The sequence below is a fragment of the Comamonas sp. AG1104 genome (assembly GCF_003350425.1).
GTDB classification, from domain to species: domain Bacteria; phylum Pseudomonadota; class Gammaproteobacteria; order Burkholderiales; family Burkholderiaceae_C; genus Comamonas; species Comamonas testosteroni.
The window spans coordinates 250,646-275,196 of the sequence record NZ_QQAS01000006.1 but is presented as its reverse complement, the minus strand read 5'-3'; the positions used below and the strand labels follow the sequence as shown (position 1 = coordinate 275,196).

At 61.4% G+C, this 24,551-nt stretch carries 19 protein-coding genes and 1 other RNA gene; 9 read left to right on the top strand and 11 right to left on the bottom strand.

What is annotated here, in order from left to right; genetic code table 11:
- Positions 1–545: 545 nt before the first annotated feature.
- From DFO48_RS18785 to ompA, 5 genes are all read right to left on the bottom strand, one after another.
- Positions 546–1,790, bottom strand: a complete 1,245-nt coding sequence (locus tag DFO48_RS18785) for an integrase arm-type DNA-binding domain-containing protein (RefSeq protein WP_114864417.1) — start codon at positions 1,788–1,790, stop codon at positions 546–548.
- Between the two features lie 283 nt (positions 1,791–2,073).
- Positions 2,074–2,450, bottom strand: a transfer-messenger RNA (tmRNA) gene (gene ssrA / locus DFO48_RS18780).
- Between the two features lie 19 nt (positions 2,451–2,469).
- Entirely contained in the window at positions 2,470–3,129 is a 660-nt protein-coding gene (locus tag DFO48_RS18775) for an HAD-IA family hydrolase (protein WP_003077023.1), read from the bottom strand.
- A gap of 5 nt (positions 3,130–3,134) precedes the next feature.
- Positions 3,135–3,848, bottom strand: coding sequence for a bifunctional 2-polyprenyl-6-hydroxyphenol methylase/3-demethylubiquinol 3-O-methyltransferase UbiG (gene ubiG, locus DFO48_RS18770; RefSeq protein WP_003077022.1), 714 nt, complete (start codon positions 3,846–3,848; stop codon positions 3,135–3,137).
- A gap of 83 nt (positions 3,849–3,931) precedes the next feature.
- Positions 3,932–4,576 (bottom strand): outer membrane protein OmpA, encoded by a 645-nt coding sequence (gene ompA, locus DFO48_RS18765; protein WP_003077020.1) that lies wholly within the window; start codon positions 4,574–4,576, stop codon positions 3,932–3,934.
- A 229-nt stretch (positions 4,577–4,805) separates the two neighbouring features.
- On the opposite strand from ompA, the gene gyrA reads away from it, so the two are divergent.
- The 9 genes from gyrA (at position 4,806) to lapB (ending at position 16,934) form a co-directional block, all read left to right on the top strand.
- Positions 4,806–7,505 carry a DNA gyrase subunit A gene (gene gyrA / locus DFO48_RS18760; protein ID WP_003077016.1) on the top strand — a complete coding sequence of 900 codons (2,700 nt, stop codon included), beginning with the start codon at positions 4,806–4,808 and terminating at the stop codon, positions 7,503–7,505.
- A 129-nt stretch (positions 7,506–7,634) separates the two neighbouring features.
- On the top strand, positions 7,635–8,744 hold the full coding sequence (gene serC / locus DFO48_RS18755; RefSeq protein WP_114864416.1) for a 3-phosphoserine/phosphohydroxythreonine transaminase: 1,110 nt from the start codon (positions 7,635–7,637) through the stop codon (positions 8,742–8,744).
- A gap of 122 nt (positions 8,745–8,866) precedes the next feature.
- On the top strand, positions 8,867–9,967 hold the full coding sequence (pheA, locus tag DFO48_RS18750) for a prephenate dehydratase (protein ID WP_114864415.1): 1,101 nt from the start codon (positions 8,867–8,869) through the stop codon (positions 9,965–9,967).
- Positions 9,967–10,863 carry a prephenate dehydrogenase/arogenate dehydrogenase family protein gene (locus DFO48_RS18745; RefSeq protein WP_003077012.1) on the top strand — a complete coding sequence of 299 codons (897 nt, stop codon included), beginning with the start codon at positions 9,967–9,969 and terminating at the stop codon, positions 10,861–10,863. Before pheA ends, DFO48_RS18745 begins: the two co-directional genes overlap by 1 nt.
- Positions 10,864–10,969: 106 nt before the next feature.
- The gene (locus DFO48_RS18740) at positions 10,970–13,030 is read left to right on the top strand and encodes a bifunctional 3-phosphoshikimate 1-carboxyvinyltransferase/cytidylate kinase (RefSeq protein WP_114864414.1); all 2,061 of its coding nucleotides are present in this window, start codon (positions 10,970–10,972) and stop codon (positions 13,028–13,030) included.
- A gap of 199 nt (positions 13,031–13,229) precedes the next feature.
- Entirely contained in the window at positions 13,230–14,912 is a 1,683-nt protein-coding gene (rpsA, locus tag DFO48_RS18735; RefSeq protein WP_003057144.1) for a 30S ribosomal protein S1, read from the top strand.
- 109 nt (positions 14,913–15,021) lie between these two features.
- Positions 15,022–15,342: an integration host factor subunit beta gene (locus tag DFO48_RS18730; protein ID WP_003077008.1), complete on the top strand. Its 321-nt coding sequence runs from the start codon at positions 15,022–15,024 to the stop codon at positions 15,340–15,342.
- 109 nt (positions 15,343–15,451) lie between these two features.
- Positions 15,452–15,787, top strand: a complete 336-nt coding sequence (locus DFO48_RS18725) for a lipopolysaccharide assembly LapA domain-containing protein (RefSeq protein ID WP_003077005.1) — start codon at positions 15,452–15,454, stop codon at positions 15,785–15,787.
- Positions 15,777–16,934 (top strand): lipopolysaccharide assembly protein LapB, encoded by a 1,158-nt coding sequence (gene lapB, locus DFO48_RS18720; RefSeq protein ID WP_003077003.1) that lies wholly within the window; start codon positions 15,777–15,779, stop codon positions 16,932–16,934. Before DFO48_RS18725 ends, lapB begins: the two co-directional genes overlap by 11 nt.
- A 63-nt stretch (positions 16,935–16,997) precedes the next feature.
- On the opposite strand, the gene DFO48_RS18715 is transcribed toward lapB, so the two are convergent.
- The 6 genes from DFO48_RS18715 to pncB all read right to left on the bottom strand — a co-directional run bounded on the left by DFO48_RS18715 (position 16,998) and on the right by pncB (position 24,396).
- Positions 16,998–18,191 carry an MFS transporter gene (locus tag DFO48_RS18715; protein WP_114864413.1) on the bottom strand — a complete coding sequence of 398 codons (1,194 nt, stop codon included), beginning with the start codon at positions 18,189–18,191 and terminating at the stop codon, positions 16,998–17,000.
- Entirely contained in the window at positions 18,188–19,798 is a 1,611-nt protein-coding gene (rmuC, locus tag DFO48_RS18710; RefSeq protein ID WP_199407032.1) for a DNA recombination protein RmuC, read from the bottom strand. The genes DFO48_RS18715 and rmuC overlap by 4 nt, the downstream gene beginning before the upstream one ends.
- 276 nt (positions 19,799–20,074) lie before the next feature.
- Complete coding sequence (locus DFO48_RS18705) at positions 20,075–20,482, bottom strand: tautomerase family protein (protein WP_003076998.1); 408 nt, start codon at positions 20,480–20,482, stop codon at positions 20,075–20,077.
- 136 nt (positions 20,483–20,618) lie between these two features.
- Positions 20,619–21,596 carry a D-glycerate dehydrogenase gene (locus DFO48_RS18700; RefSeq protein WP_114864411.1) on the bottom strand — a complete coding sequence of 326 codons (978 nt, stop codon included), beginning with the start codon at positions 21,594–21,596 and terminating at the stop codon, positions 20,619–20,621.
- A gap of 64 nt (positions 21,597–21,660) precedes the next feature.
- Positions 21,661–23,079: a sodium:proton antiporter gene (locus DFO48_RS18695; protein WP_114864410.1), complete on the bottom strand. Its 1,419-nt coding sequence runs from the start codon at positions 23,077–23,079 to the stop codon at positions 21,661–21,663.
- A gap of 81 nt (positions 23,080–23,160) precedes the next feature.
- Entirely contained in the window at positions 23,161–24,396 is a 1,236-nt protein-coding gene (pncB, locus tag DFO48_RS18690) for a nicotinate phosphoribosyltransferase (protein ID WP_114864409.1), read from the bottom strand.
- Positions 24,397–24,551 lie beyond the last annotated feature (155 nt).

Below are 24,551 nucleotides of genomic sequence, written 5' to 3'. Positions count from 1 at the left end.
TGCCGACTCATGTGAAATTCGACCGCTCATCTAAAGCCAAGCCCTTCAGAGCAAAACATTGGCCAACTGCGCGCCAAGAGAGGGGGCACCAAGGGACACCCCTTGCGCTGCATTCCCTCACCTTCCGCTCGCATCCACCACTGGCCCCGCACCGAATGCTCGCGCCTAGGCAGCACCAGGCCGACCAGTGCAGCAGCTCTACGCCAGCGTTCTGTCGCAGTTTTCAAGACATAGCGATCACAAGTAAAAGACGGGCTGAAAGTAGAAAAGAGTTCTCAGTATTTCATATAGCGAAATATTTTTATATTGTTCCCAAAACGTTCCCACTTTGTTCCCAATTTGTTCCCACAACTTTTAGGAGCACCTAGCGCTCTACCCATAAGCGTTTGGAGACAATTCGGCTTCAAAAAATGCAGTGTTCCCACGTTCCCAAGAAAAATCATCTCCTGACTCGATTAGCTTGCACTTTCGCGCCCTCTTTCGGCTATGCGCCAGGCGCAAAAAAGCCGCCTCGGCGGGCGGCCGATGAGAGCGTTTGATGCGGCCTAGCTGCTGCGTTGATGCAGCTCGATCACATCGGCACCGCGGCGCAGCTTGTCCAGGTAGTCGGCCCACTGCTGAACCAGATCGAAGCGCTTGGACAGGTACTTGGTACGGTTGTAGCTGCGGCCGTTGGCATCTTTCACGGCATGGGCCAGGTTGGCCTCGATGGCCAGCGGGTCCAGATCCAACTGATCCACCAGCATGGTGCGGGCGCTGGCTCTGAAGCCATGCCAGCTTTGCTCCGTGCCAAAGCCCAGCCCATAGAGGGCGCTGCGCACGGAGTTGTCGGACAAGGGGCGGTCTTGGTTGCGCTGGCCGGGGAACACATAGCGACCGTGGCCTGTGAGTGAGTGCAGCTCACGCAGCAGATCCACCGCCTGCACGGGCAGGGGCACCACATGCGGTTCGCCGTTTTCTTTCTCCTGCCTGGTGCGCTTCATCTTTTCGCTGGGAATGGTCCACAGGCCGGCATCCAGATCCAGCTCGGCCCACTCCATCATGCGCAGGTTTCCGGGGCGCTGGTACAGCAAGGGCGCCAGCAGCAAGGCAGTGCGCACCAGCGGCCCGCCTTTGTAGGCGTGCATGGCCCGCAGCAGCTCGCCAAAGCGCTGCGGTTCGACGATGGCGGCAAAGTTCTTTGCATGGTACGGGGTGAGGCGGCTTTTCAGGCCTTCGGTAATGTCGCGCTGGCTGTTGCTGGCAGTGGGCAGCCAGTAGCGCCATATCTGGCGGGCCAGCATGAGTGCCCGGTCGGCCGTTTCCAGTGCGCCGCGCTCTTCCACCTTCTGCAAGACGGACAGCAGCTCCATGGGCTCGATGCCGGCCATGGGCCGTTGGCCCAGCCAGGGAAACAGGTCGCGCTCCAGCTGCCTCAAGGTGCGCTCAGCATGCCCGGCACTCCAGCCAGCTACCTGCTTGCCGTGCCAGTCCAGCGCCACGGCCTGGAAGCTATCCCCGCGATCAAGCCCGCCTTTGAGCTTTTCCAGCTTGCGGGCCTCGATAGGGTCGCTGCCCTGCGCACGTTGCATCTTGGCAACATCACGCGCTTTGCGGGCTGCCGTCAGCCCCACGGCGGGGTAACTGCCCAAAGCAAGCTGCTTTTCTTTTCCGTCGGTACGGTATTTGTAAAACCAGCGCTTGGAGCCGCTGGGGCTGACTTGCAGGTACAGCCCGCCAGCGTCGGTGAAGCGTGCCTGCTTACGATCAGGTGGGCAGATGGCGTTGCGGCAGTGGGCATCGGTCAGCATGGGGTACAGCCTTCCTAGGTGGGGGTACAAATTCCCGCTCTCGGCCCCAGGGTGGGGGTACAACGCATGGGCCGCCAGGCCCCATGGTTGCTGGGTTTGGCCTGAAAGTGGGGGTACAACTGAGCCAAAGTATAGGCTTTTGGCGAGTTGTACCCCCACTTGTACCCCCACTTGGCCTCGGATGCCCGCGAACCTTGGCGGACGACTACGGAAGGCAAGTCGTTGATTTACCAAAGAAAAAGGGCGTTCACTGGACTTCAGTGAACGCCCTTGGACGTTATGGTGGTGGAGCTGGCGGGAATTGAACCCGCGTCCGTAAGCCTTCGCCGGACAGATCTACATGTTTAGTGCTCTGTTTTAAATCTCGCCACCCAAACCCCGCAGGCACACGCTGCTTGGGTAGCCAGCTTCCTAAAATCTCGCCAAATACCAAGAAGCCCGGTATCCAGCCAGCTAATGAAAATTCCCTTGCAGCCGGGAGGTATTGCTACCCCCTTGCCCAGCCCACTAGCGTGCTGTTGCAAGGCTCACCGGATTAAGCGGCGAGTGCGAAACGTTCGTCGTTTGCAGTTAGTTTTTTGAATGGAGATTTACGAGCGTCACTCAAGCTCGACATGCACCGCACCGGTTCCGAACCCACGTCGAAACCAGGACAGCCCCTTAGTCGCCTATTCTAGCCTCATCCCAGCAACTTCAACAGCTCAAGTGGTGAATTGATATGCGCATCGGCACCCCAATGAACCGTATCTGCTGTCGCACCCAGGTAGCCATAGCGTGCAGCTACAGTTTTCATGCCCGCTGCTGCACCCGCCTGGATATCGCGCTCATCATCTCCGACATAGATGCAATGCTCGGGAGCAATCTGCATGCGTCGCGCGGCTTCAAACAGAGGCTCGGGGTGCGGCTTGGAATGCGGCGTCGTGTCCCCGCTCACCACGGCCGCAGCCTGAGCAAACAAGGGCATCTGACGGGTCAACGGGTCAGTGAAGCGCATGGACTTGTTGGTCACAACCCCCCACAACAACGGGCCAGCCTCCAATGCCTGGATCAGCTCCGGTACGCCCTCAAAAGCATAGGTGCGCTCGGTCATGCATTGCTCGTAATTGCGAAAGAACTCCTCGCGCATTTCCGCAAATCCTGCAGACTCTGGCGTCATACCGAACGCAATACCCAGCATTCCACGAGCCCCAGCCCCGGCCATATGGCGGTAGGCATGGAGCGGCAGCGACGGCATGCCGCGATCCACACGCATCTTGTCCGCTGCAGCACCCAGATCAGGAGCGCTGTCGATCAAAGTGCCATCCAGATCAAAAAGAACGGCTCTAACGTGCTTCCACATGGCTGTCACTCCTGAGGGCGGCGTGTTGCCAGCATGTAATTGACCGAGGTGTCATTGCTGAGCCAATAGCGGCCCGAGATTGGGTTGTGCTCCATGCCTTTGCTGCCTTGCACATCCAGGCCGGCTTCGCGCACAAAGCGAGCCAACTCGCTGGGGCGCAGCAACTTGGCGTACTCATGAGTGCCTTTGGGAATCATCTTGAGCATGTATTCGGCAGCCACGATCGCCAGCGCAAAAGCCTTGGCATTGCGATTGATGGTGGAAAAAAACACCCAGCCGCCAGGCTTGACCAGCTGTGCACATGCCCGCACGATGGACGCAGGATCGGGCACATGCTCCAGCATTTCCATACAGGTCACCACATCAAAACTGGCCGGCTGCTCCTGCGCCAGCTGCTCGACACTGACCTCATGGTATTGAATATTGGGCGTTCCCGCCTCCAGAGCATGCAACTGCGCGACGCGCAAAGCCTTGGTTGCCAGATCGATACCCACCACCTTGGCACCTTTGCGCGCCATGGAGTCCGCCAAAATGCCTCCGCCACAGCCCACATCCAGAACACGCTGGTTCGCCAGGGGCGCCTGGGCGTTGATCCAGTCCAGTCTCAGGGGGTTGATCTGATGCAGTGGCTTGAATTCACTCTCGGGATCCCACCAGCGATGGGCCAAGCTGGAGAATTTTTCCAGTTCTGCCGGGTCGGCATTGATAGTGTTGCTCATGGTGCAATTGTCCGCGATTACCGCGATGGATCAGGCATAAAAAAAGCCCCGTTACCGGGGCTTTTTGTGTAGCAATCGAAAGATTACTGAGCAGCCTTGGTGCCCACAACTTCGATTTCCACGCGACGGTTTTGAGCGCGACCAGCAGCAGTCTTGTTGTCTGCCACGGGTTGCTTCTTGCCCTTGCCTTCGGTGTACACGCGGCTCTTTTCGATGCCCTTGGACACCAGATAAGCCTTCACAGCTTCAGCGCGACGCACCGACAGCTTTTGGTTGTAAGCATCGGAACCGATGGAGTCGGTGTGACCCACGGCGATGATGACTTCCAGGTTGATGTCCTTGATCTTGCCGGTCAGGTCATCCAGCTTAGCCTTGCCTGCGGGCTTCAGCACGGACTTGTCGAAGTCGAAGAAAGCGTCAGCAGAGTAGGTAACCTTAGATGCCACTGCAGGCTGGGGAGCCACAGGAGCGGGAGGCACAACGGCGGGAGCGGGAGCAGCAACCTGGGCCTTCAGAGCACCGTCGCAATCAACAGCGGCAGTAGCAGGAGTCCAGTTGGCATCGCGCCAGCACAGTTCGTTCGTGCCGTTCTTCCACACCAGTTCGCTGGTGCCGTTTTGCCAGTTGTCGATAGTCTTGCCACCGTCAGCAGCCTTCACTTGTGCGCCAGCGGCTGTCACGAGGGCAGCAGAGGCAAACAACATCGCCACTTTGTTCAGTTTCTTCATGGTTCTCCTCTTGGGGAAAAAGCCGCAGCAGGGCTGCGAATCTGTGGACGTCATCAGTGACCATCACCAAAAACGTTGAAATGATTGTGCCATACGTAACATGCAAGAGTGTTGTCAACTAGGCACCAACAAGTAGGACAGCTATGTAATTCCTCAGTTATGTTGCTCTGCTGCCACACGCCATTCGACCTAAAATGGCTGTTTTCCAGCCGTCAAAGTATCACTAGACATGACCCAGTTTGCTAAAGAAACTCTGCCCATCAGCCTTGAAGAGGAGATGCGTCGCAGTTATCTCGATTACGCCATGAGCGTGATCGTGGGCCGGGCGCTTCCTGATGCGCGTGATGGCCTCAAGCCCGTGCACCGCCGCGTTCTGTACGCCATGCACGAACTCAATAACGACTGGAACCGCCCCTACAAGAAGTCGGCGCGTATCGTCGGTGACGTGATCGGTAAATACCACCCTCACGGCGACAGCGCGGTATATGACACCATCGTGCGTATGGCGCAGGACTTCTCGCTGCGCCACATGCTGGTCGATGGCCAGGGCAACTTCGGCTCGGTGGACGGCGACAGCGCCGCCGCCATGCGTTACACGGAAATCCGCCTCTCCAAGATCGCTCATGAAATGCTGGGCGACATCGACAAGGAGACCGTGGACTTCGGCCCTAACTACGACGGCTCCGAGAGCGAGCCACTGGTGCTGCCAAGCCGCCTGCCTAACCTGCTGGTCAACGGCTCCTCGGGTATTGCCGTGGGCATGGCCACGAATATCCCGCCGCACAACCTCAATGAGGTAGTGGACGGCTGCCTGCATTTGCTGCAGAACCCCGAGGCTTCCATCGACGAGCTGATGGAGATCATTCCCGCGCCCGACTTCCCCACGGCCGGCATCATCTACGGCATCAACGGCGTCAAGGAAGGCTACCGCACCGGCCGTGGCCGCGTGGTGATGCGTGCCAAGTGCCACTTCGAGGACATCGACAAGGGCCAGCGCCAGTCCATCATCGTTGACGAGCTGCCCTATCAGGTCAACAAGAAGACGCTGCAGGAGCGCATGGCCGAGCTGGTGCACGAAAAGAAGATCGAGGGCATCAGCCATATTCAGGACGAGTCGGACAAGTCCGGCATGCGCCTGGTGATCGAATTGAAGCGCGGCGAAGTGCCCGAGGTGGTGCTCAACAACCTCTACAAGCTGACCCAGCTGCAAGACACCTTCGGCATGAACATGGTGGCGCTGGTCAACGGCCAGCCCAAGCTGTGCAACCTGAAGGATCTGATCCAGGTCTTCCTGGAGCACCGCCGCGAAGTGGTGACCCGCCGCACCGTGTTCGAGCTGCGCAAGGCGCGCGACCGCGGCCATGTGCTGGAAGGTCTGGCCGTCGCACTGGCCAATATCGACGACTTCATCGCCATCATCCGCAACGCTCCCACACCTCCTGTGGCCAAGGCCGCGCTGATGGAAAAATCCTGGGACAGCAAGCTGGTGCGCGAGATGCTCACCCGCACGCGCACCGACGGCGGTGTGGTCAATGCCGACGACTATCGCCCCGAGGGCCTGGAAGTCGAATTCGGCATGCAGCAAAACGGCCTGTACCGCCTGTCCGAAACCCAGGCCCAGGAAATTCTGCAGATGCGTCTGCAACGCCTGACAGGCCTTGAGCAAGACAAGATCGTGGCCGAGTACAAGGACGTCATGTCGGTCATCGAAGACCTGCTGGACATCCTGGCCAAGCCCGAGCGCGTCTCCATCATCATTGGCGAAGAACTCAACGCCGTGAAGGCCGAGTTCGGTCAGTCCAAGAAGGGCGAGCGTCGCTCCACCGTGGAGTACAGCGCGCAGGACCTGTCCACCGAAGACCTGATCACGCCCACCGACATGGTGGTGACGCTCTCGCACACCGGCTACATCAAGAGCCAGCCCTTGTCCGAGTACCGCTCGCAAAAGCGCGGCGGCCGCGGCAAGCAGGCCACGGCCACCAAAGAAGACGACTGGATCGACCAGCTCTTCATTGCCAACACGCACGACTACCTGCTGTGCTTCTCCAACCGCGGCCGTATGTACTGGCTCAAGGTCTGGGAAGTGCCATCGGGCTCGCGTGGCTCGCGTGGTCGCCCCATCGTCAACATGTTCCCGCTGCAGGAAGGCGAGAAGATCAACGTGGTGCTGCCGCTGACCGGCGAAAACCGCAGCTTCCCCGAAGATCACTTCGTCTTCATGGCCACCAGCATGGGCACCGTCAAGAAGACGGCGCTGACCGAGTTCAGCAACCCGCGTAAGGCCGGCATCATTGCCGTGGGCCTGGACGAAGGCGACTACCTGATCGGCGCCGCACTGACCGACGGCAAGCACGATGTGATGCTGTTCAGCGACGGCGGCAAGGCCGTGCGCTTTGACGAGAACGATGTGCGCCCCATGGGCCGCAATGCGCGCGGCGTGCGTGGCATGAACATCGAAGAGCATCAGAACGTGATCGCCATGCTGGTTGCCGAGGCCGACGACGGCACGGGCAACGTGGTGGCGGGTTCGCAAAGCGTGCTGACCGCCACCGAAAACGGCTACGGCAAGCGCACTGCCATTAGCGAATACACCCGTCACGGCCGTGGCACCAAGGGCATGATTGCAATCCAGCAGTCCGAGCGCAACGGCAAGGTCGTGGCTGCCACCCTGGTGGCGCCCGAGGACGAGATCATGCTGATTACCGACACCGGCGTGCTGGTGCGTACCCGGGTTGCGGAAATCCGCGAGCTGGGCCGCGCCACACAGGGCGTGACGCTGATCAATCTGGACGAAGGTGCCAAGCTCATCGGTCTGCAGCGCATCGTCGAAAATGATGCCAACGACAGTGCCGGCGAGGATGGCGAAGCCGAGGACTCCGGCAGCGCCGGCTCCGAAGAAGGCACAGCCGAGTCCGGCGACGCATCCTGATCGGCCAACCCCGGGCTGCCCCGATACGGACCGGACGCCACGGGCATGATCCATGCCCGTGGCCCAATGTTTTGATAGCTGAAAGCGCAAGCTAGACAAGCGCTTTCACATGTTTTGAGCGTAAATCTGATGAACCGCCCTTTTAACTTCTCCGCAGGCCCCGCCGCCATCCCTGAAGAAGTGCTGCAAACCGCAGCCGCCGAAATGCTGGACTGGCACGGATCCGGCATGGGGGTGATGGAAATGAGCCACCGCGGCAAGGAATTCATCAGCATCTACGAAGCCGCCGAAGCCGATCTGCGCGAGCTGCTGGCCGTGCCCGCCCACTTCAAGATCCTGTTCATGCAGGGCGGCGGCATTGCCGAAAACGCCATCGTGCCCATGAATCTGTCGCGCGCCGGCGTGGTGGACTTTGTGGTGACCGGCAGTTGGAGCCAGAAGTCGGCCAAGGAAGCCGCCAAGTACGCCAGCGATGCCAATGTGGCCGCAAGCGCCAAGGACAGCGACTACACCACGATTCCCGCCGCAAGCAGCTGGAATCTGAGCCGCGGCGCCAGCTATGTGCACATTTGCAGCAACGAGACCATTCACGGCGTGGAGTTCCATGAGCTGCCCGACCTCCAGGCCCTGGGCTCGGATGCTCCGCTGGTCATCGACTTTTCCTCGCACGTAGCCTCGCGCTCCATCGACTGGAGCCGCGTGGGCCTGGCCTTTGGCGGCGCGCAGAAGAACATCGGCCCCGCAGGCCTGACCATCGTCATCGTGCGCGAAGACCTGCTGGGCCATGCCCTGCCCGTCTGCCCCTCGGCGTTTGATTACAAAACCGTGGCCGACAACGGCAGCATGTACAACACGCCTCCTACCTGGGGCATCTACATGGCCGGACTGACCTTCCAGTGGCTCAAGCGCCAGACCGAAGGCTGCCTCAGCGGCGTGGCCGCCATGGAAGCGCGCAACATCGCCAAGGCCAAGCTGTTCTATGACTATGTGGACCAGTCCTCGTTCTATGTGAACAAGGTGGCCGCGAACTGCCGCTCGCGCATGAACATTCCGTTCTTCCTTCATGATGAGTCGCGCAACGACGCCTTCCTGGCCGGCGCCAAGCAAGCCGGCCTGCTGCAGCTCAAGGGCCACAAGTCCGTGGGCGGCATGCGTGCCAGCATCTACAACGCCATGCCCATCGAAGGCGTGCAGGCGCTGGTCGACTACATGCGGGACTTCGAGCAACGTCAGGCCTGAGCCCCGCTCTTAGCCTTGTAAAAAGATGAGCTGCCAGCGCTTTATCTGCAAGTACTTCACCAAGGTTTTGGTCTGAAATCCTTGTACAGCTTGCGCTAGCAGCTACGAAATTTGAGAGATTCATGAGCCAAGAACCCCAAGCCAGCCCCGAGCTGTTGTCGCTGCGCAACCAGATCGATTCCCTGGACCGCCAGTTGCTGGAGCTGGTCAACCAGCGCGCCCATGTGGCCGAGCAGGTGGGCGAGCTCAAGAAAGCAGAAGGCTCGGCCTTCTTCCGCCCGGACCGGGTGGCCCAGGTGATCGAGAAGATCAAGTCCAACAACCCCGGCCCGCTCAAGGGCGCGCATGTGGCAGCCATCTGGCGCGAGATCATGTCGGCCTGCCTGGCGCTGGAATCGCCCCAGCGCGTGGCCGTGCTCGGCCCGGCCGGCACCTTCTGCGAGGAAGCCGCAATCCAGTACTTCGGCGGCGCGGCCGACCTGATGTACTGCAACAGTTTCGAGGAAGTCTTTCACGCCACGGCCGCCGGCAGCGCACAGTATGGCGTGGTGGGCGTGGAGAACTCCAACGAAGGCGTGGTCACGCGCTCGCTGGACATGTTCCTACACACGCCCTGCCATGTGGTGGGCGAAGTCAGCATGCTGATCCGCCACAACCTGATGCGCACCAGCAACACGCTGGACGGCATCGAGGTCGTGGCCGCCCACCCCCAGGCTCTGGCCCAATGCCAGGGCTGGCTGTCCAAGCATCTGCCCCATGCCGAACGCCGCCCCGTGGAGAGCAATGCCGAAGGCGCGCGCCTGGCGGCCCTGCACCCCAACTGGGCCGGCATTGCCGGCGAACGTGCCGCCCAGCAGTTCGGCCTGCACATCGTCAGCCACGCGATCCAGGACGACGCCTACAACCGCACGCGTTTTGCCGTCATCTGTCTGCCGCACACGCTGGCCACGGCCGCACCCAGCGGCAGCGACTGCACCAGCCTGGTGGTCTCGGTGCCCAACACGGCCGGCGCCGTGCATGACCTGCTGGTGCCGCTGAAGAAGCATGGCGTCTCTATGACGCGCTTTGAGTCGCGCCCGGCCCGCACCGGCCAATGGGAGTATTACTTCTACATCGACATCGAAGGCCACCCAGCCCAGGCCAATGTGGCCGCCGCCCTGCAGGAGTTGCAGGGCCTGTGTGCGTTCTACAAGGTGCTGGGCACCTACCCGGTGAGCAAGTGATGGCGACTCAGGAATTGCAGCCGTTCGAGCAGCTCGGCTTGATCGGCTGCGGATTGATGGGTGGCTCGTTCGCCCTGGCACTCAAGAAGGCCGGTCTCGTCAAGCGCGTGGTGGGCTACAGCAAATCGCCCTCGACTACCGAGCGCGCCCGCCAGATGGGCGTGATCGATGTGGAAGCGCCCTCCGCCCTGCTGGCGGCGGCCGGTGCCGATCTGGTGCTGCTGGCCGTGCCCGTGGCGGCCACCGAGGCCACGCTCAAGTCCATCAAGCATCTGGTCACGCCCCAGATGATGATCATGGACGTGGGCTCCACCAAGGTCGATGTGGTGCAGGCCGCGCGCTCCGCACTGCGCGACCAGATCGGCAGCTTTGTGCCGGCCCACCCCATCACCGGCAAGGAAGTGGCTGGCGTGGAGCATGCCGACGTCAACCTCTACCAGCGCGCCCAGGTCGTACTGACCCCGACGGAGCGTACGCTGACCGCGCATCTGGCCAAGGCTCAGGCGCTGTGGCAGGCCCTGGGCTGCAAGGTCACAGCCATGTCGCCCGAAGCCCATGACAGTGCACTCGCCACCGTCAGCCACCTGCCCCATCTGCTGGCATTCGCCATGATGCAAAGCGTGCTGAACCAGCCCGGTGCCGACGATATGCTGTCGCTGGCCGGACCAGGCTTTCGCGATTTCACCCGCATCGGCGCCGGTGACCCCAAGCTCTGGCGCGACGTGTTGCTGGCCAACCGCGATCAGGTGCTGGCCCAGTCGCGCCAGTTCCGCCAGGCGCTGGAGCAGCTCGAAGGGCTGATGCAGGCCAACGACGGCCAGGGCCTGCAGGACCGCCTGACCCTGGCCAGCGCCGCTCGCGCCGAATGGACCATGGGCGGCAAGCGGGGCTCTTAAACTAGCGGCGTCGATCTATTCACCCAACCGCCACGGACACCCGGCCACGCCCGCAGCGCAGCCCGGTGTCGAAGCAGCCAGGCTGCGCAGGGGCTACGAGAGTTTTATGTTCACCACTGAATTTCTGGATCTGCCCGCACTGGACTCCGCCAACGGCAGCGTCAGCTTGCCCGGCTCCAAAAGCATCTCCAATCGCGTGCTGCTGCTGGCGGCGCTGAGCCAGGGCACCACCACCATTCACGACCTGCTGGATTCGGACGACACCCGCGTCATGCTGGCCGGACTCAAGCAGCTGGGCTGCAGCATCACCCCCGATGCCGTCACACCCGGCCAGGCCATTGACGTCACCGGCATCGGTGGGCAACTGCCACCCGGCACTGCGGCGACGCTCTTCCTGGGCAATGCCGGCACGGCCATGCGCCCGCTGACTGCGGCGCTGTCGGTGCTGGGCGGCGACTTCGAGATGACGGGCGTTCCCCGCATGTACGAACGCCCTATCGGCGACCTGGTCGATGCGCTGCGCCAGCTGGGCTGCAAGATCGACTACCTGAAGGATGAAGGCTTTCCGCCCCTGAAGATCGGCCAGCCCGATTTCAGCCAGCTGAGCAGCGAATCCATCAAGGTGCGCGGAGATGTCTCCAGCCAGTTCCTGACCTCGCTGCTGATGGCCCTGCCCCTGCTGGCCAAGGAGCGCGACATCACCATCGAGGTGGTGGGCGAGCTGATCTCCAAGCCCTATATCCACATCACGCTGGAGCTGCTGGCGCGCTTCGGCATTGCCGTGAAAAACGACAACTGGCAACGTTTCGTGATTCCCGCAGGCTGCCGCTTCCAGTCGCCCGGAGCCATCCATGTGGAGGCAGACGCCTCGTCTGCCAGCTATTTCATCGCGCTGGGCGCGATTGCCACCGGCACGACCGATGAGGCAGATGCCGACAACGCGCCGCAGCCCAAGAGCATCCGCATTCTGGGTGTGGGCCAGGACTCGATCCAGGGCGATATCCGCTTCATCGAGGCCGCCCAGGCCATGGGCGCACAGATCGAAAGCGGCCCCAACTGGCTGCAGGTCAGCCGTGGCAGCTGGCCTCTGAAAGCCATCGACCTCGATTGCAACCATATTCCCGACGCGGCCATGACGCTGGGCACCATGGCGCTGTATGCCGACGGCGTGACCACGCTGCGCAACATCGCCAGCTGGCGCGTCAAGGAAACCGACCGCATTGCCGCCATGGCGATCGAGCTGCGCAAGCTCGGCGCCTCGGTAGAAGAAGGCGCGGACTACATCCGCATCACCCCCCCGGCCGGCAAGGCCGCCTGGAAAGCGGCCAGCATCCACACCTATGACGACCACCGCGTCGCCATGTGCTTCTCTCTGGCGGCCTTCAACCCGGCCAAGCTGCCCGTGCGCATCGAAGACCCCAAATGCGTGGCCAAGACCTTCCCCGACTATTTCGAGGCGCTGTTCTCCGTCAGCGAAGCCGAGCGCGAGCATATCCCCGTGATCTGCATCGACGGGCCCACGGCCTCCGGCAAGGGCACGATTGCCGCAGAAGTCGCCAGGGCCCTGGGCTACCAGCTGCTGGACTCCGGTGCGCTGTATCGCATCACCGGCCTGGCCGCATCGCGTGCCGGCATGACGCTTGACGAGTCGAACGAGGAAACCATTGCCGAGATGGCGCTGGACATGCCCGTGCGCTTCGATGCGCAGCAGCGTGTCTGGCTGGGCGACGAGGACATCAGCCTGGCCATTCGCAGCGAAGAAGCCGGCATGAACGCCTCGCGTGTTTCGGCCTTGCCCGCCGTGCGCACCGCGCTGGTGGATCTGCAGCTGTCCTTCCAGGCCCTGCCCGGGCTGGTTGCCGATGGCCGCGACATGGGTACGGTCATCTTCCCTCGCGCCCCGCTAAAGGTCTATTTATGGGCGTCTGCCCAGTGCCGCGCCGAGCGCCGATATAAACAGTTGATTTCCAAAGGAATTTCAGCTAATATGTCCACCCTTTTGGCAGACCTTGAGGCACGCGACGCCCGCGACATGAATCGCGCCACCGCTCCGCTCAAGCCCGCCGAGGATTCTTTGCAGCTCGACAGCTCCGAGATGACCATTGAAGAAGTGGTTGCCCAGGTGCTGTCGTGGTGGCAGGAACGCCAGCCGTTTGGCCGTCCTTGAAATTTCTCACTTGAAGTTTCCAGGGCAGCCCTGCATCTGGCTTGTTGGCCCTTGATGTCAGGCTTTCGCAGACCGCGAACCGGCAGCAAGGTTGTTAACCTTTAACCCCCGTGGGCCTCAAACCCACAACCTCCGCAGTCAGTCTTAAAAACGCTTGGCAATGGTGCCGACGGAAACCTGATTGCGGGCAAGGAACTACATGTCTGAATCTTTTGCCGCCCTTTTTGAAGAGTCGTTGACACGCACCGAAATGCGTCCTGGCGAAGTTATCACCGCTGAAGTCGTGCGCGTTGAGCACAACTTCGTGGTGGTGAACGCCGGCCTGAAGTCGGAAGCCTACGTGCCCCTCGACGAGTTCAAGAACGACCAGGGCGAAGTCGAAGTCCAAGTGGGTGACTTCGTGTCCGTGGCCATCGGCTCCATCGAAAACGGCTACGGCGACACCATCCTGTCCCGTGACACCGCCAAGCGTCTGGCTTCCTGGCTGTCGCTGGAAAAGGCTCTGGAATCCGGCGAATTCGTGACCGGCACCACTTCCGGCAAGGTCAAGGGCGGCCTGACCGTTCTGGTCAACGGCATCCGCGCTTTCCTGCCCGGTTCGCTGATCGACACACGTCCTATCAAGGACCTGACTCCCTACGAAAACAAGACCCTGGAATTCAAGGTCATCAAGCTGGATCGCAAGCGCAACAACGTGGTGCTGTCGCGCCGCGCTGTGGTGGAAGCCTCCATGGGCGAAGAGCGCGCCAAGCTGATGGAAACCCTGAAGGAAGGCGCTATCGTTCAGGGCGTGGTCAAGAACATCACCGAATACGGTGCGTTCGTGGACCTGGGCGGTATCGACGGCCTGCTGCACATCACCGACATGGCATGGCGCCGCGTGCGTCACCCCTCCGAAGTGGTGACTGCCGGCCAGGAAATCACTGCCAAGATCCTGAAGTTCGACACCGAAAAGAACCGCGTGTCGCTGGGTCTGAAGCAAATGGGCGACGATCCCTGGATGGGCGTGGCTCGCCGCTACCCCTCCGCTACCCGTCTGTTCGGCAAGGTCACCAACATTGCCGACTACGGCGCATTCGTGGAACTGGAACCCGGCATCGAAGGCCTGGTGCACGTTTCCGAAATGGACTGGACCAACAAGAACATTGCTCCCACCAAGCTCGTGTCCCTGGGCGACGAAGTGGAAGTCATGGTTCTGGAAATCGACGAAGACAAGCGTCGCATCTCCCTGGGCATGAAGCAGTGCAAGGCTAACCCCTGGCAAGAATTCGCCCAGAACACCAAGCGCGGCGACCGCGTGAAGGGCCCCATCAAGTCCATCACCGACTTCGGCGTGTTCGTGGGTCTGGCTGCCGGTATCGACGGCCTGGTGCACCTGTCCGACCTGTCTTGGAACGAAGCCGGCGAAGCCGCTGTTCGTAACTACAAGAAGGGTCAAGAAGTCGAAGCCATCGTGCTGGCCGTTGACGTTGAGCGCGAGCGCATCTCCCTGGGCATCAAGCAGCTGGACAGCGACCCCTTCACGACCTTCGTGACCGTGAACGACAAGGGCCAAGTTGTGACCGGCAAGGTCAAGACTGTGGACGCCAAGGGCGCTGAAATCGACCTGGGTGAAGACATCATCGGCTACCTGCGCGCTTCCGAAATCTCGCAAGACCGCGTGGAAGATGCTCGTTCCGTCCTGAAGGAAGGCGACGAAGTGACTGCCGTGGTGGTGAACGTGGATCGCAAGAGCCGCAACATCCAGCTGTCCATCAAGCAAAAGGATCACGCTGAACAGCAAGTCGCCATGGCTTCCCTGTCGGCTCAGTCCTCCAAGGAAAACGCTGGCACCACCAGCCTGGGCGCCCTGCTGCGCGCCAAGCTGGACGCTGACAAGTAAATCTTGCATCAGCCGGTCAGCCAGCTCGTCTGACTGACCGCCAAGCGTCAAAGACAACGGGCGCCCTGTGCGCCCGTTGTTGTTTTCAACCTAGAGCCTCCGCCACCCGATGACCCGATCCGATCTCGTCGAAGAACTTGCCGCCCAATTTGGCCAACTCAACCAACGTGATGCCGAGCAGGCCGTCAAAACCATTCTGGATGCCGTCAGCGATGCCCTGGTGCGCGGTCACCGTATTGAAATTCGCGGCTTTGGCAGCTTTGCCATCAATCACCGCCAGCCCCGCATAGGCCGAAACCCCCGCTCGGGCGAGTCCGTTCAGGTTCCTTCCAAGCGCGTTCCCCATTTCAAGCCAGGCAAGGCCCTGCGCGAAGCCGTGGACAATCTCAAGGCCGAAGACTCCGCCGCCCAGCAGCCGCAGACGGCCTGAAGTCCATGGGCACCGTCAGCCCAATCAGGGCTGAGCATGCCGCCGTTTGCCAGTCCGCGCATGGGCTGGCCTAAAATCTTCCCGTCACACAAGGCGCATAAAGGGAAGCATGAAATACCTGCTGTGGCTGCTCAAGGCAGCCATTTTTTTCACTCTGTTCGCATTCGCACTCAACAACCAGCAAGACGCCACCGTGCATTTCTTCTTTGGCACGGCCTGGACTGCACCTCTGGTGCTGGTGGTGCTGGCGGCCTTTGCGCTGGGTCTTTTTGTCGGGGTGCTGGGCATGGTGCCGCGCTGGCTCAAACATCGCAGCGCAGCGCGCGAGGCACAGGCCACTCAACAGGCACCGGACGCCGCAGACAAGGCCACTGCTGCCACGCCTGCGGCAAAGGAACAGAACTCTTCTTCGATCATTGCGCCGGGCGACGTGCATGGAATTTAATCTGACTTGGATTTTGCTGGGCCTACCTGCGGCCTTTGTGCTGGGCTGGCTGGCCTCCCGCTGGGATTTGCGTCAGGTGCGTGCCGACAACCGCCAAGCACCCAAGGCGTACTTCAAAGGCCTGAACTTTCTGCTCAACGAGCAGCAGGACAAGGCCATCGATGCCTTTATCGAGGCAGTGCAGAACGACCCCGATACCACCGAGCTGCACTTTGCCCTGGGCAATCTGTTCCGCCGCCGCGGCGAATACAACCGTGCGGTGCGCGTCCACGAGCATCTGCTCAGCCGCGCCGACCTCACCCGTCCCGATCGGGACCGTGCCCAGCATGCACTGGCACAGGACTTTCTCAAGGCCGGCCTGCTGGACCGCGCAGAAGAGGCACTGAACCGCCTGGAAGGCACACAGTACGAAGGCGAGGCACGCCTGGCACTGCTGGCCATTTACGAGCGCTCTCGCGACTGGGCCCAGGCAGCGGCCATCGTGCGCAAGATGCAGGCCGCAGGCCAGGGAGACTTCAGCACCCGGCTGGCCCATTACCTTTGCGAAGACGCGCAATCACAGGTGGCTCAAGGCCAGCTCGACAAGGCTTTTGCGCAGCTGCAGCAGGCTCTGGAGACTGCGCCGCAAGCTCCGCGCCCCCGACTGGAGCTGGCCCAGCTCCAGCATCGCCAGGGCCGGTCCGCGCAGGCATTGTCCAGCCTTCAGGCACTGGCACAGAACAGCCCTGCAGCCCTGCCCCTGGCGGCCAGCCTGCTGGTGGAAGTGGCCGAGGCAACGGGTGCGCTGAGCGAGGCACACAATCTGCTACTCAAGCACTATGAGCAAGCACCTTCGCTGGACCTGCTGCAGGCACTGGTCGCAGTCGATCAGAAAAGCGGAGATGCAGGAGCCCCCGGCCGCCAGCGCCTGGTGCAACATCTGGAGCATGAATCTTCCCTGGTGGCTGCCGCCCAATGGCTGGAAGGCGAGACTCTGACCGAAGAGCAGTACCATGCCACCGTGCAGAAGGCACTGAACCATGCCACCAAGCCGCTGACCCGCTACCGCTGTGCAGCCTGCGGCTTTGAAGCCCGCACCCATTTCTGGCATTGCCCCGGCTGCCAGAGCTGGGACAGCTACCCGGCACGCAGAGTCGAAGAGCTGTAAAGCACTTCCAGAAGAAAAAAGAGCGCCTTAGGCGCTCTTTTTTAATGCAAGCAGCCGGGCAGGCTAATGTGCCTCCCACTGATCCGTCGGCATATCCTGCTTGCCGATCAGCCAGGGCAGACGCGAGGACACGCCGACCAGCGCCCCCACCGCCCAGAACAGGGCCGAGACACCGACCACCGTGCCCAGCGAGCCGAACAGTACCGGCATCAGCACGCTGGAGCCGTTGATGGCCATCATGCGCAATCCCAGCGCCTCACCATGGCGCTCAGGTGGAGTGATCTGATGAATCATGCTCATCACCATGGGCTGCACCGATCCCAGCACCACGCCCAGCAAGACCGAGCAGGCACCCATGGTCCAGGCACCAGGCATGAAGGGATAGGCGATGAACAAGGCGCAGGCGGCAACCATGGCACCCAACACCACCTGTGATTCGGCCAGATGGCGCGTGATGATGGGCATCAGCATGCGGATCACGGCCGCAGCAATCGCAAAAGCACCCAGAATGCTGCCGATCACCGAGGCTGGCAGCCCGCGCTCGTGACCCAGAATGGGTACGACAAAGGTATGCACGTCCCAGCAGGAGGAAAGCGCCCAGTTCAGCAGCAACAAGCGCCTGAAGCCCCGGTTCTGAACCAGGTCCCAGGCCGTTGCCTTCTGGTTCGCACCCTCGGTCTGCAGCGCCGGCAGCTCCTGCACTGTCCTGGCCCAGAACCAGGCTGCCAAAGGCATCAGGGTCAGCAGCAGGAAGGCAGCCCTGAAGCCCGTAGTGCTGGCCGCTTCACCGCCTGCGTAGTCGATCAGCAGCCCGGCCGCAAATGGCCCCAGGAAGTTGGAAATGGCCGGGCCAATCGCCAGCCAGCTGAAGACCTTGCGCAGTTCGTCCTTGTTGTGCGCCATGCGCCCCACATGGCGCTGCAAGGCGATCAGTGCCATGCCGGCTGCACCTCCCGTCAGCAGCGCGCTCAGGCATAGCACCGGATAGATCGGAAACAGCACGGCCACTCCCGCTCCGGAACATGCGGCCACCACACTGATGATGAGCGGACGCTTGAGCCCGTGACGGTCCGCATAGCGCCCGGCGGGCAGCGACAGAAACACCTGGGTCAGCGCAAACAGCGCCAGCAGCATGCCGACTGCAGCCGCGCTGTATCCCTCCTTGAGCGCCAACAGTGGCGTGGCCATGCGCATTCCGGTCATGGTGCCGTGGATACAGACTTGCGCGAGGATCAGGCGCAGCAGGGCCGCATTCATTCGTCGTTCTCGCTGGCAGTCTGATCACTACCAGGTGATGCGGCCGGAAACAGGGGCTGCTCCTGCCCCGCTCCATTTGGCAGCTCCTGCACATTGCGCAAATGGCGCTGAATGGCGCGCGTGCGCACGCCCACCTGATCGAACTTGCGCGCAGCGGCATCGATGGACTTGCGCGTCGCCTCCACCACCTCGCCGAAACGGCCGAACTCGGTCTTGACCTGACCGAGCACGCCCCAGACTTCGGAGGAGCGCTTCTCGATCGCCAGCGTCTTGAAGCCCATCTGCAGGCTGCTGAGCATGGCGGCCAGATTCGCAGGACCGGTAATCACGATGCGATGCTCGTTCTGCAGCGCCTCGACCAGGCCCGGACGGCGCAGCACCTCGGCAAACAGCCCCTCGGTGGGCAGATACATGACGGCAAAGTCCGTGGTGTGCGGCGGGGCGATGTACTTGCTCGCAATCTTTCTGGCTTCGCCGCGAATCGATGTCTCGAAGGCATTGCCCGCCGCGACAATGGCCACCCTGTCGGCACTGTCCTGCGCATCCTGCAGGCGCTGGTAATGCTCGACCGGATATTTGGCGTCGATAGGCAGCCAGACGGGATGCTCGTCATTGCGACCCGGCAGCCGGATGGCGAACTCGACCAGCTCGTCGCTACCCGGCACGGTCTTGACGTTTCTGGCGTACTGCTCGGGCGTGAGCACATTATCGATGATGCTGCCCAGTTGCAGCTCGCCCCAGGTGCCGCGTGACTTCACATTGGTCATCACGCGCTTCAGATCGCCTACGCTGCCCGCCAGAGTCTGCATCTCGCCCAGCCCCTTGTGCACCTGCTCCAGCCGGTCGCTGACCAGCTTGAAGGATTCGCCCAGACGCTGCTCCAGCGTGGCATGCAGCTTCTCATCGACGGTGCGGCGCATCTCATCGAGCTTGAGGGCGTTGTCGCTCTGAATCGTGGCCAGTCTCTCGTTGAGCGTTGCGCGCAGCTGCTCCGCCGTGGTCTGCTGGCCCTGTGCTAACGCAGCCAGCTGCTGGCTCACCGCATCCTGCAGCACGGCAAACTGATGGCGCAGTTGCTCGCCATTGCTGCCCAGTTGATCCTTGAGCGCAGCCCCCATATTGGTACTCATATGCGTGAGCTGCTGCTGGATATCGCCCTTGAGCGAGTCCAGCGTGCCGCGCGTCGTCTCAGCCAGGGCCTCGAAGCGCTGCTGGACATGGACTGACTGCTCTGCACTGCTTTGGGCCAGTGCCGCGCGGGCTTGCTGGCTGTCGCCCGTCAGCCGCTGCGCAAGCTGGGCAACTTCTTCACGAAAGGACGCTAGTGCCGCCGCCTGCTCGCGCCGCGCGGCCAGTGCATCTTGCTGGGCCTGGGCCAACTGGGTCTGTACATGCTGGGTGACACGATCCAGGGCGCCATCACTCTTGGCCACCGTCATCTGCGTACTCTGGCTGCTGCGCTCGAGCTGCTGCAGCCTGACATCCAGCGCCTGCAATCCCTGCAGCAGCTGGGCTTGCAGCCTCATCGCATCAGGACCAAGAGCAAGCTCCGTCTGGCGGCGCAGCCCCTGCAGCCACCACAGAAGCACCAGGAGAAGGGCCACCATCAATACGGCCAGCGCCGCCAACCCAAGCCACCACGTAGTCACTGTCTTGCCACGCCTTTCGCACTCTTTTCCATAGCTGCAAGCGCTTATCAGCAAAGCGCTATAGGCTATTTTCCATTGAAATTTCGCGAATGGCACTGCAGACTGAAGTTTGCAAGCACTAGCGCGCTGGCAAATTATCAGCCCTCAGCGCCACGAAAAATTCAATGCAGGCAAAAGTGCGGCTTCCGGTTGCAGCCTTGGCGACAGCGAGACTGCAACCGGTTGACGCAAGAATCAGGCGTCAGGGCCGACCTGCTGGGCAATGGCCATGGCGAACTTACCGCCACCCACCGACCAGTCGGAGTAGTCGTTTTCGTGCGTGAAGATGAACACATCGCTGGGTGCCACGCCCGCCTCTTTTTCCAGATTGGCAGCGATATTGGCGTAGAGGGCACGCTTCATGGCATCGCTGCGCCCACGGCGCATGGTGATCTCAACCACGACCACGCGGTCCGAGCGCTTGTAGCCGTTGAAAGTGCGGCTGAAGAAGAACTTCTGCTCGTCATATTCCTCAACCATGTTGAACAGCTCATCGGCGGGCATGCCGATGCCGTCGATCAGGGCCTGATGAATCCCGTTGACGATGGCCTGGCGCTGGGCGGGCGTGGTGTCCTTGTGGACGCTGGTGCGGATAAAAGGCATTGCTGTCTCTCTTGATATAAAAAAGCCCGCTGTGCGCACAGACGCCAAGCGGGCAGAAATTATCAAAGCCGACAACGCACTCAGAGCATGTATTCGTCCTCAAACTGATATGACGTGATACGGCCTAATCGTGGCATCAGGTCAGCTGATTGACGGGTGTCAGCGGCCCCTTGCCTGCAAAGAAGGAGATCAGATTGTCTGCCGCCAGAGCGGCCATGGCCGTGCGCGTGCCCTTGGTGGCGCTGGCGATATGGGGGGTCAGCACCACATTGGGCACGGTCAGCAGATCGGGATGCACGACTGGCTCGCCTTCGAAAACATCCAGCCCCGCTGCGGCAATGCGCCCGTCTTTCAGTGCCTGGGCCAGGGCGGCATCATCGACGATGCCGCCGCGCGCAATATTGATCAGCGTGGCCGTGGGCTTCATCCGGGCAATTTCTGCCGCGCCGATGGTGTGGCGGTTTTCAGGGGTGAATGGCAGCACCAGCATCAGGTGGTCCGCACGTTCGAGCAACTCCTGCTTGCCGACATAGCTGGCCTTGCACTCGGCTTCCAGCGCAGCATCCAGACGCGAGCGATTGTGATAAATCACCTGCATGCCAAAGCCGTAAGCTGCACGACGCGCAATCGCCTGACCGATGCGACCCATGCCCAGGATGCCCAGCGTGCTGCCATGCACCTCGGCACCGGCGAACAGGTCGTAATGCCAGTCCTTCCAGAGCCCGGCACGCAGATAGTGCTCGCTCTCGGTAATGCGGCGCGCCGTGGCCATCAGCAGGGCAAAGCCGAAGTCGGCCGTGGTCTCGGTCAGTACATCGGGGGCATTCGTACCCTGCACGCCTGCGGCCGTCATCGCGGGCACGTCGAAATTGTTGTAACCCACCGCCATATTGGCCACGATCTTGAGCTGCGGACAGGCGGTCAGCAACTCGGCATCGATGCGCTGCGACCCCGTGGTCAGCACGCCATCCTTGCCCTGCAACTGCTGAGCCAGCTCCGCTGGCGACCAGACCACATCGTCCTGATTGGACTGCACCTCAAAGTGCTGCTGCAGCCGCTGCACCACCTCGGGTGAAATGGCACGGGCGATCAAAATGCGAGGCTTGTTGCTCATCATTGTTTCCTCTTCAAGTTATGGGTGATGGCGGCGCACCGCAGCCCGGAAAGCCATGCGTGGCTTACAGGAACCAAATCCAGGTAATCAAAGCCAGCAGCGGCACCAGCACGCAGACCGACCAGATCATGTAGCCGAAAAAGCCCGGCATCTTCACGCCACGATCTTCGGCAATCGCCTTGACCATGAGATTGGGCGCATTGCCAATATATGTGTTTGCCCCCATGAACACGGCGCCGGCAGAAATGGCGGTCAGCGTCAGCGCCATATCGGTCATCAGATGCCCTGGGTCGCCACCAGCGGTATTGAAGAACACCAGATAGGTCGGTGCGTTGTCCAGGAAGGAGGACAGCAGACCCGTAGCCCAGAAATACATGGCCGGATTGGGCGTGCCATCGGCATTGGTGACTGCACGTACCACGGCGCCGAACGGGCCGTCGACACCGGCCTTGAGCATGGCGATGACGGGAATGATGGTCAGGAAAATACCTGCAAACAGCTTGGCCACTTCCTGCATGGGGCCCCAGCCGAACTCATTGGCCTGATGCACACGGGCGGGAGTGAGCTTGAGTGAAAGCACAACCACGGCAAGCAAGCCCAGATCGCGCACCAGACCGGGCAGGCCCACATGCGTTCCGGCGATCTCGATACCCGCAGGAGTGCGCCAGATGCCGCTGACCAGCACCAGCGCCACCACCACTGCCAGCAGAACAAAGTTCACGCGGCCATCAAAGCCCAGATGGCTGGGTGCACCGGTCACGTCCATGCTGGGCGTGGGATCGGGCAGATCGGTCTCACCCTTTTCGCCCATCAGCTTGCGGTCTATCGCATAAAAAACGGCCAGCAGCGCCAGCGTGAGAAACAGCATTGGGCCCCAGATATTGCGTACGGTCCAGAAGAAATCCACCCCCTTCAGAAAGCCCAGGAACAGCGGCGGATCACCCAGTGGCGTCAGCGCGCCACCGGCGTTGGAGACGATAAAGATGAAAAACACCACCACATGGGCCTGATGGCGTCGGTTGTCGTTGGCGCGCAGCAAGGGGCGGATCAGCAGCATGGAAGCCCCCGTCGTACCCATGAAGCTGGCCAGCACCGCGCCGATTGCCAGGATGGCGGTATTCAACCCCGGTGAACCACGCAGATTGCCGCGCACATAGATGCCTCCAGCCACCGTGTACAAGGCGGTCAGCAGGATCACGAACGGCAGATACTCGGCCAGCAAGGCGTGCACCAGATTCACGCCCGCCGCACCCAAGCCGTAGACCAGCGCAAAAGGCAGCAGGAAGACCAACGCCCAGCCTGCGGTGACCTTGCCGAAATGGTGATGCCAGAATTGCGGCAACAGCAGCGGCATCAGCGCAATCGACAGCAGCATGCCCACAAACGGCAGGCCCCAGGCCACGGACATGGCTGCGCCGTCAATGTCTGCGGCTTGCGCGGTGGCTGCTGCCAGAGTCAGCAGCGTAGCCGCTGCGGCTTTCATACAAGATTTGCTGTTCAAACGCCCATCCTCTCTGCTCTTTGCCTGCAACAGGCACAACTCCTGCCAATGAGTTTTTTATTTCTATGCCTGCGAAACCGGCTCCGGCGGTGCAATGCTGAACACCTGACGCAGATAGGCCAGGTATTTTTCATCGTCACACATGCTCTTGCCCGGTGTGTCCGATAGCTTTGCCACGGGCTGGCCGTTGCAGCGCGTCATCTTGATCACGATCTGCAAGGGCACATGCTCGGGGGGATTGCCCAGATCGTTGGTCAGATTGGTGCCAATGCCGAATGCCAGCTGGCAGCGACCGTTGAAGCGCTCGAACAGCCCGATGGTTTTAGGGATGGTCAGCCCATCGCTGAAGATCAGCACCTTGCTCAGCGGATCGATCTTGTTGGCCTTGTAATGCGCTATCAGCCGCTCACCCCAGTCAAACGGGTCACCGCTGTCATGGCGCGCGCCGTCAAACAGCTTGCAGAAGTACAGATCGAAATCACGCAGAAACGCAGACATGCCATAGACGTCGGACAGCGCAATACCCAGATCGCCCCGATACTCGCGCGCCCAGGATTCGAAGCCGAAGATCTGGCTGTCACGCAGGCGCGGGCCCAGCGACTGGCAGGCCTGCAGATATTCATGGGCCAGCGTGCCCAGCGGAATCAGGCCCAGCTTCATTGCATAAAGCACATTGCTGGTACCCGCCAGCTGCCCCTTGCGCTGGCCGTTGATGCGTGCTGCCCCCGAGTGACCCAGCCTGGCGCAGAGCACCCGCAGCACCTCTTCATGCCAGGCCCTGGAAAAGCGCCTGCGGGTGCCGTAGTCGGCGATCTTGAGCGACTCCAGACTGGGTGCCTGCAGCAGCTCGATCTTCTCGTCCAGGCGTTTGCGTCCTTCCAGGAAATTGGGCACGGGCTGGGTATTGCGGAAATACACCTCGTTGACGATGGCCAGCACCGGGATCTCGAAAAGGATCGTGTGCAGCCAAGGGCCCTGGATGGTGATGTCGATCTCGCCGCTGGCCAGAGGCGTGACCGTGATGTATTTGTCGTTGAGCTGGAACAGGCTCAGGAAATCGACAAAATCGCTCTTGATAAAGCGCAGCGAACTCAGATAGGCCAGCTCGGCATCCTGAAAGCGCAGCTTGCACAGAGAGCGGATTTCTTCGCGGATTTCATTGACGTACGGAGCCAGCTGCACGCCAGGGTTGCGGCATTTGAAGCGGTACTCCACCTGCGCACCCGGAAACTGATGCAGCACCACCTGCATCATCGTGAATTTGTACAGGTCGGTGTCTAGCAGACTGGTGATGATCATGGACGACGGTGGGCCTGGCGGTCCGTTCAGTCATGGAACAAGGCTGGCTCAAAACACAGGCTGCGCCAACCTCAACAGAGACTGACGAGTGTAGGCGATTCCACACCCGGCACCGTGGTCGCTGCCCCTATGCGCTTCTTGCGGATGCCGGCTTT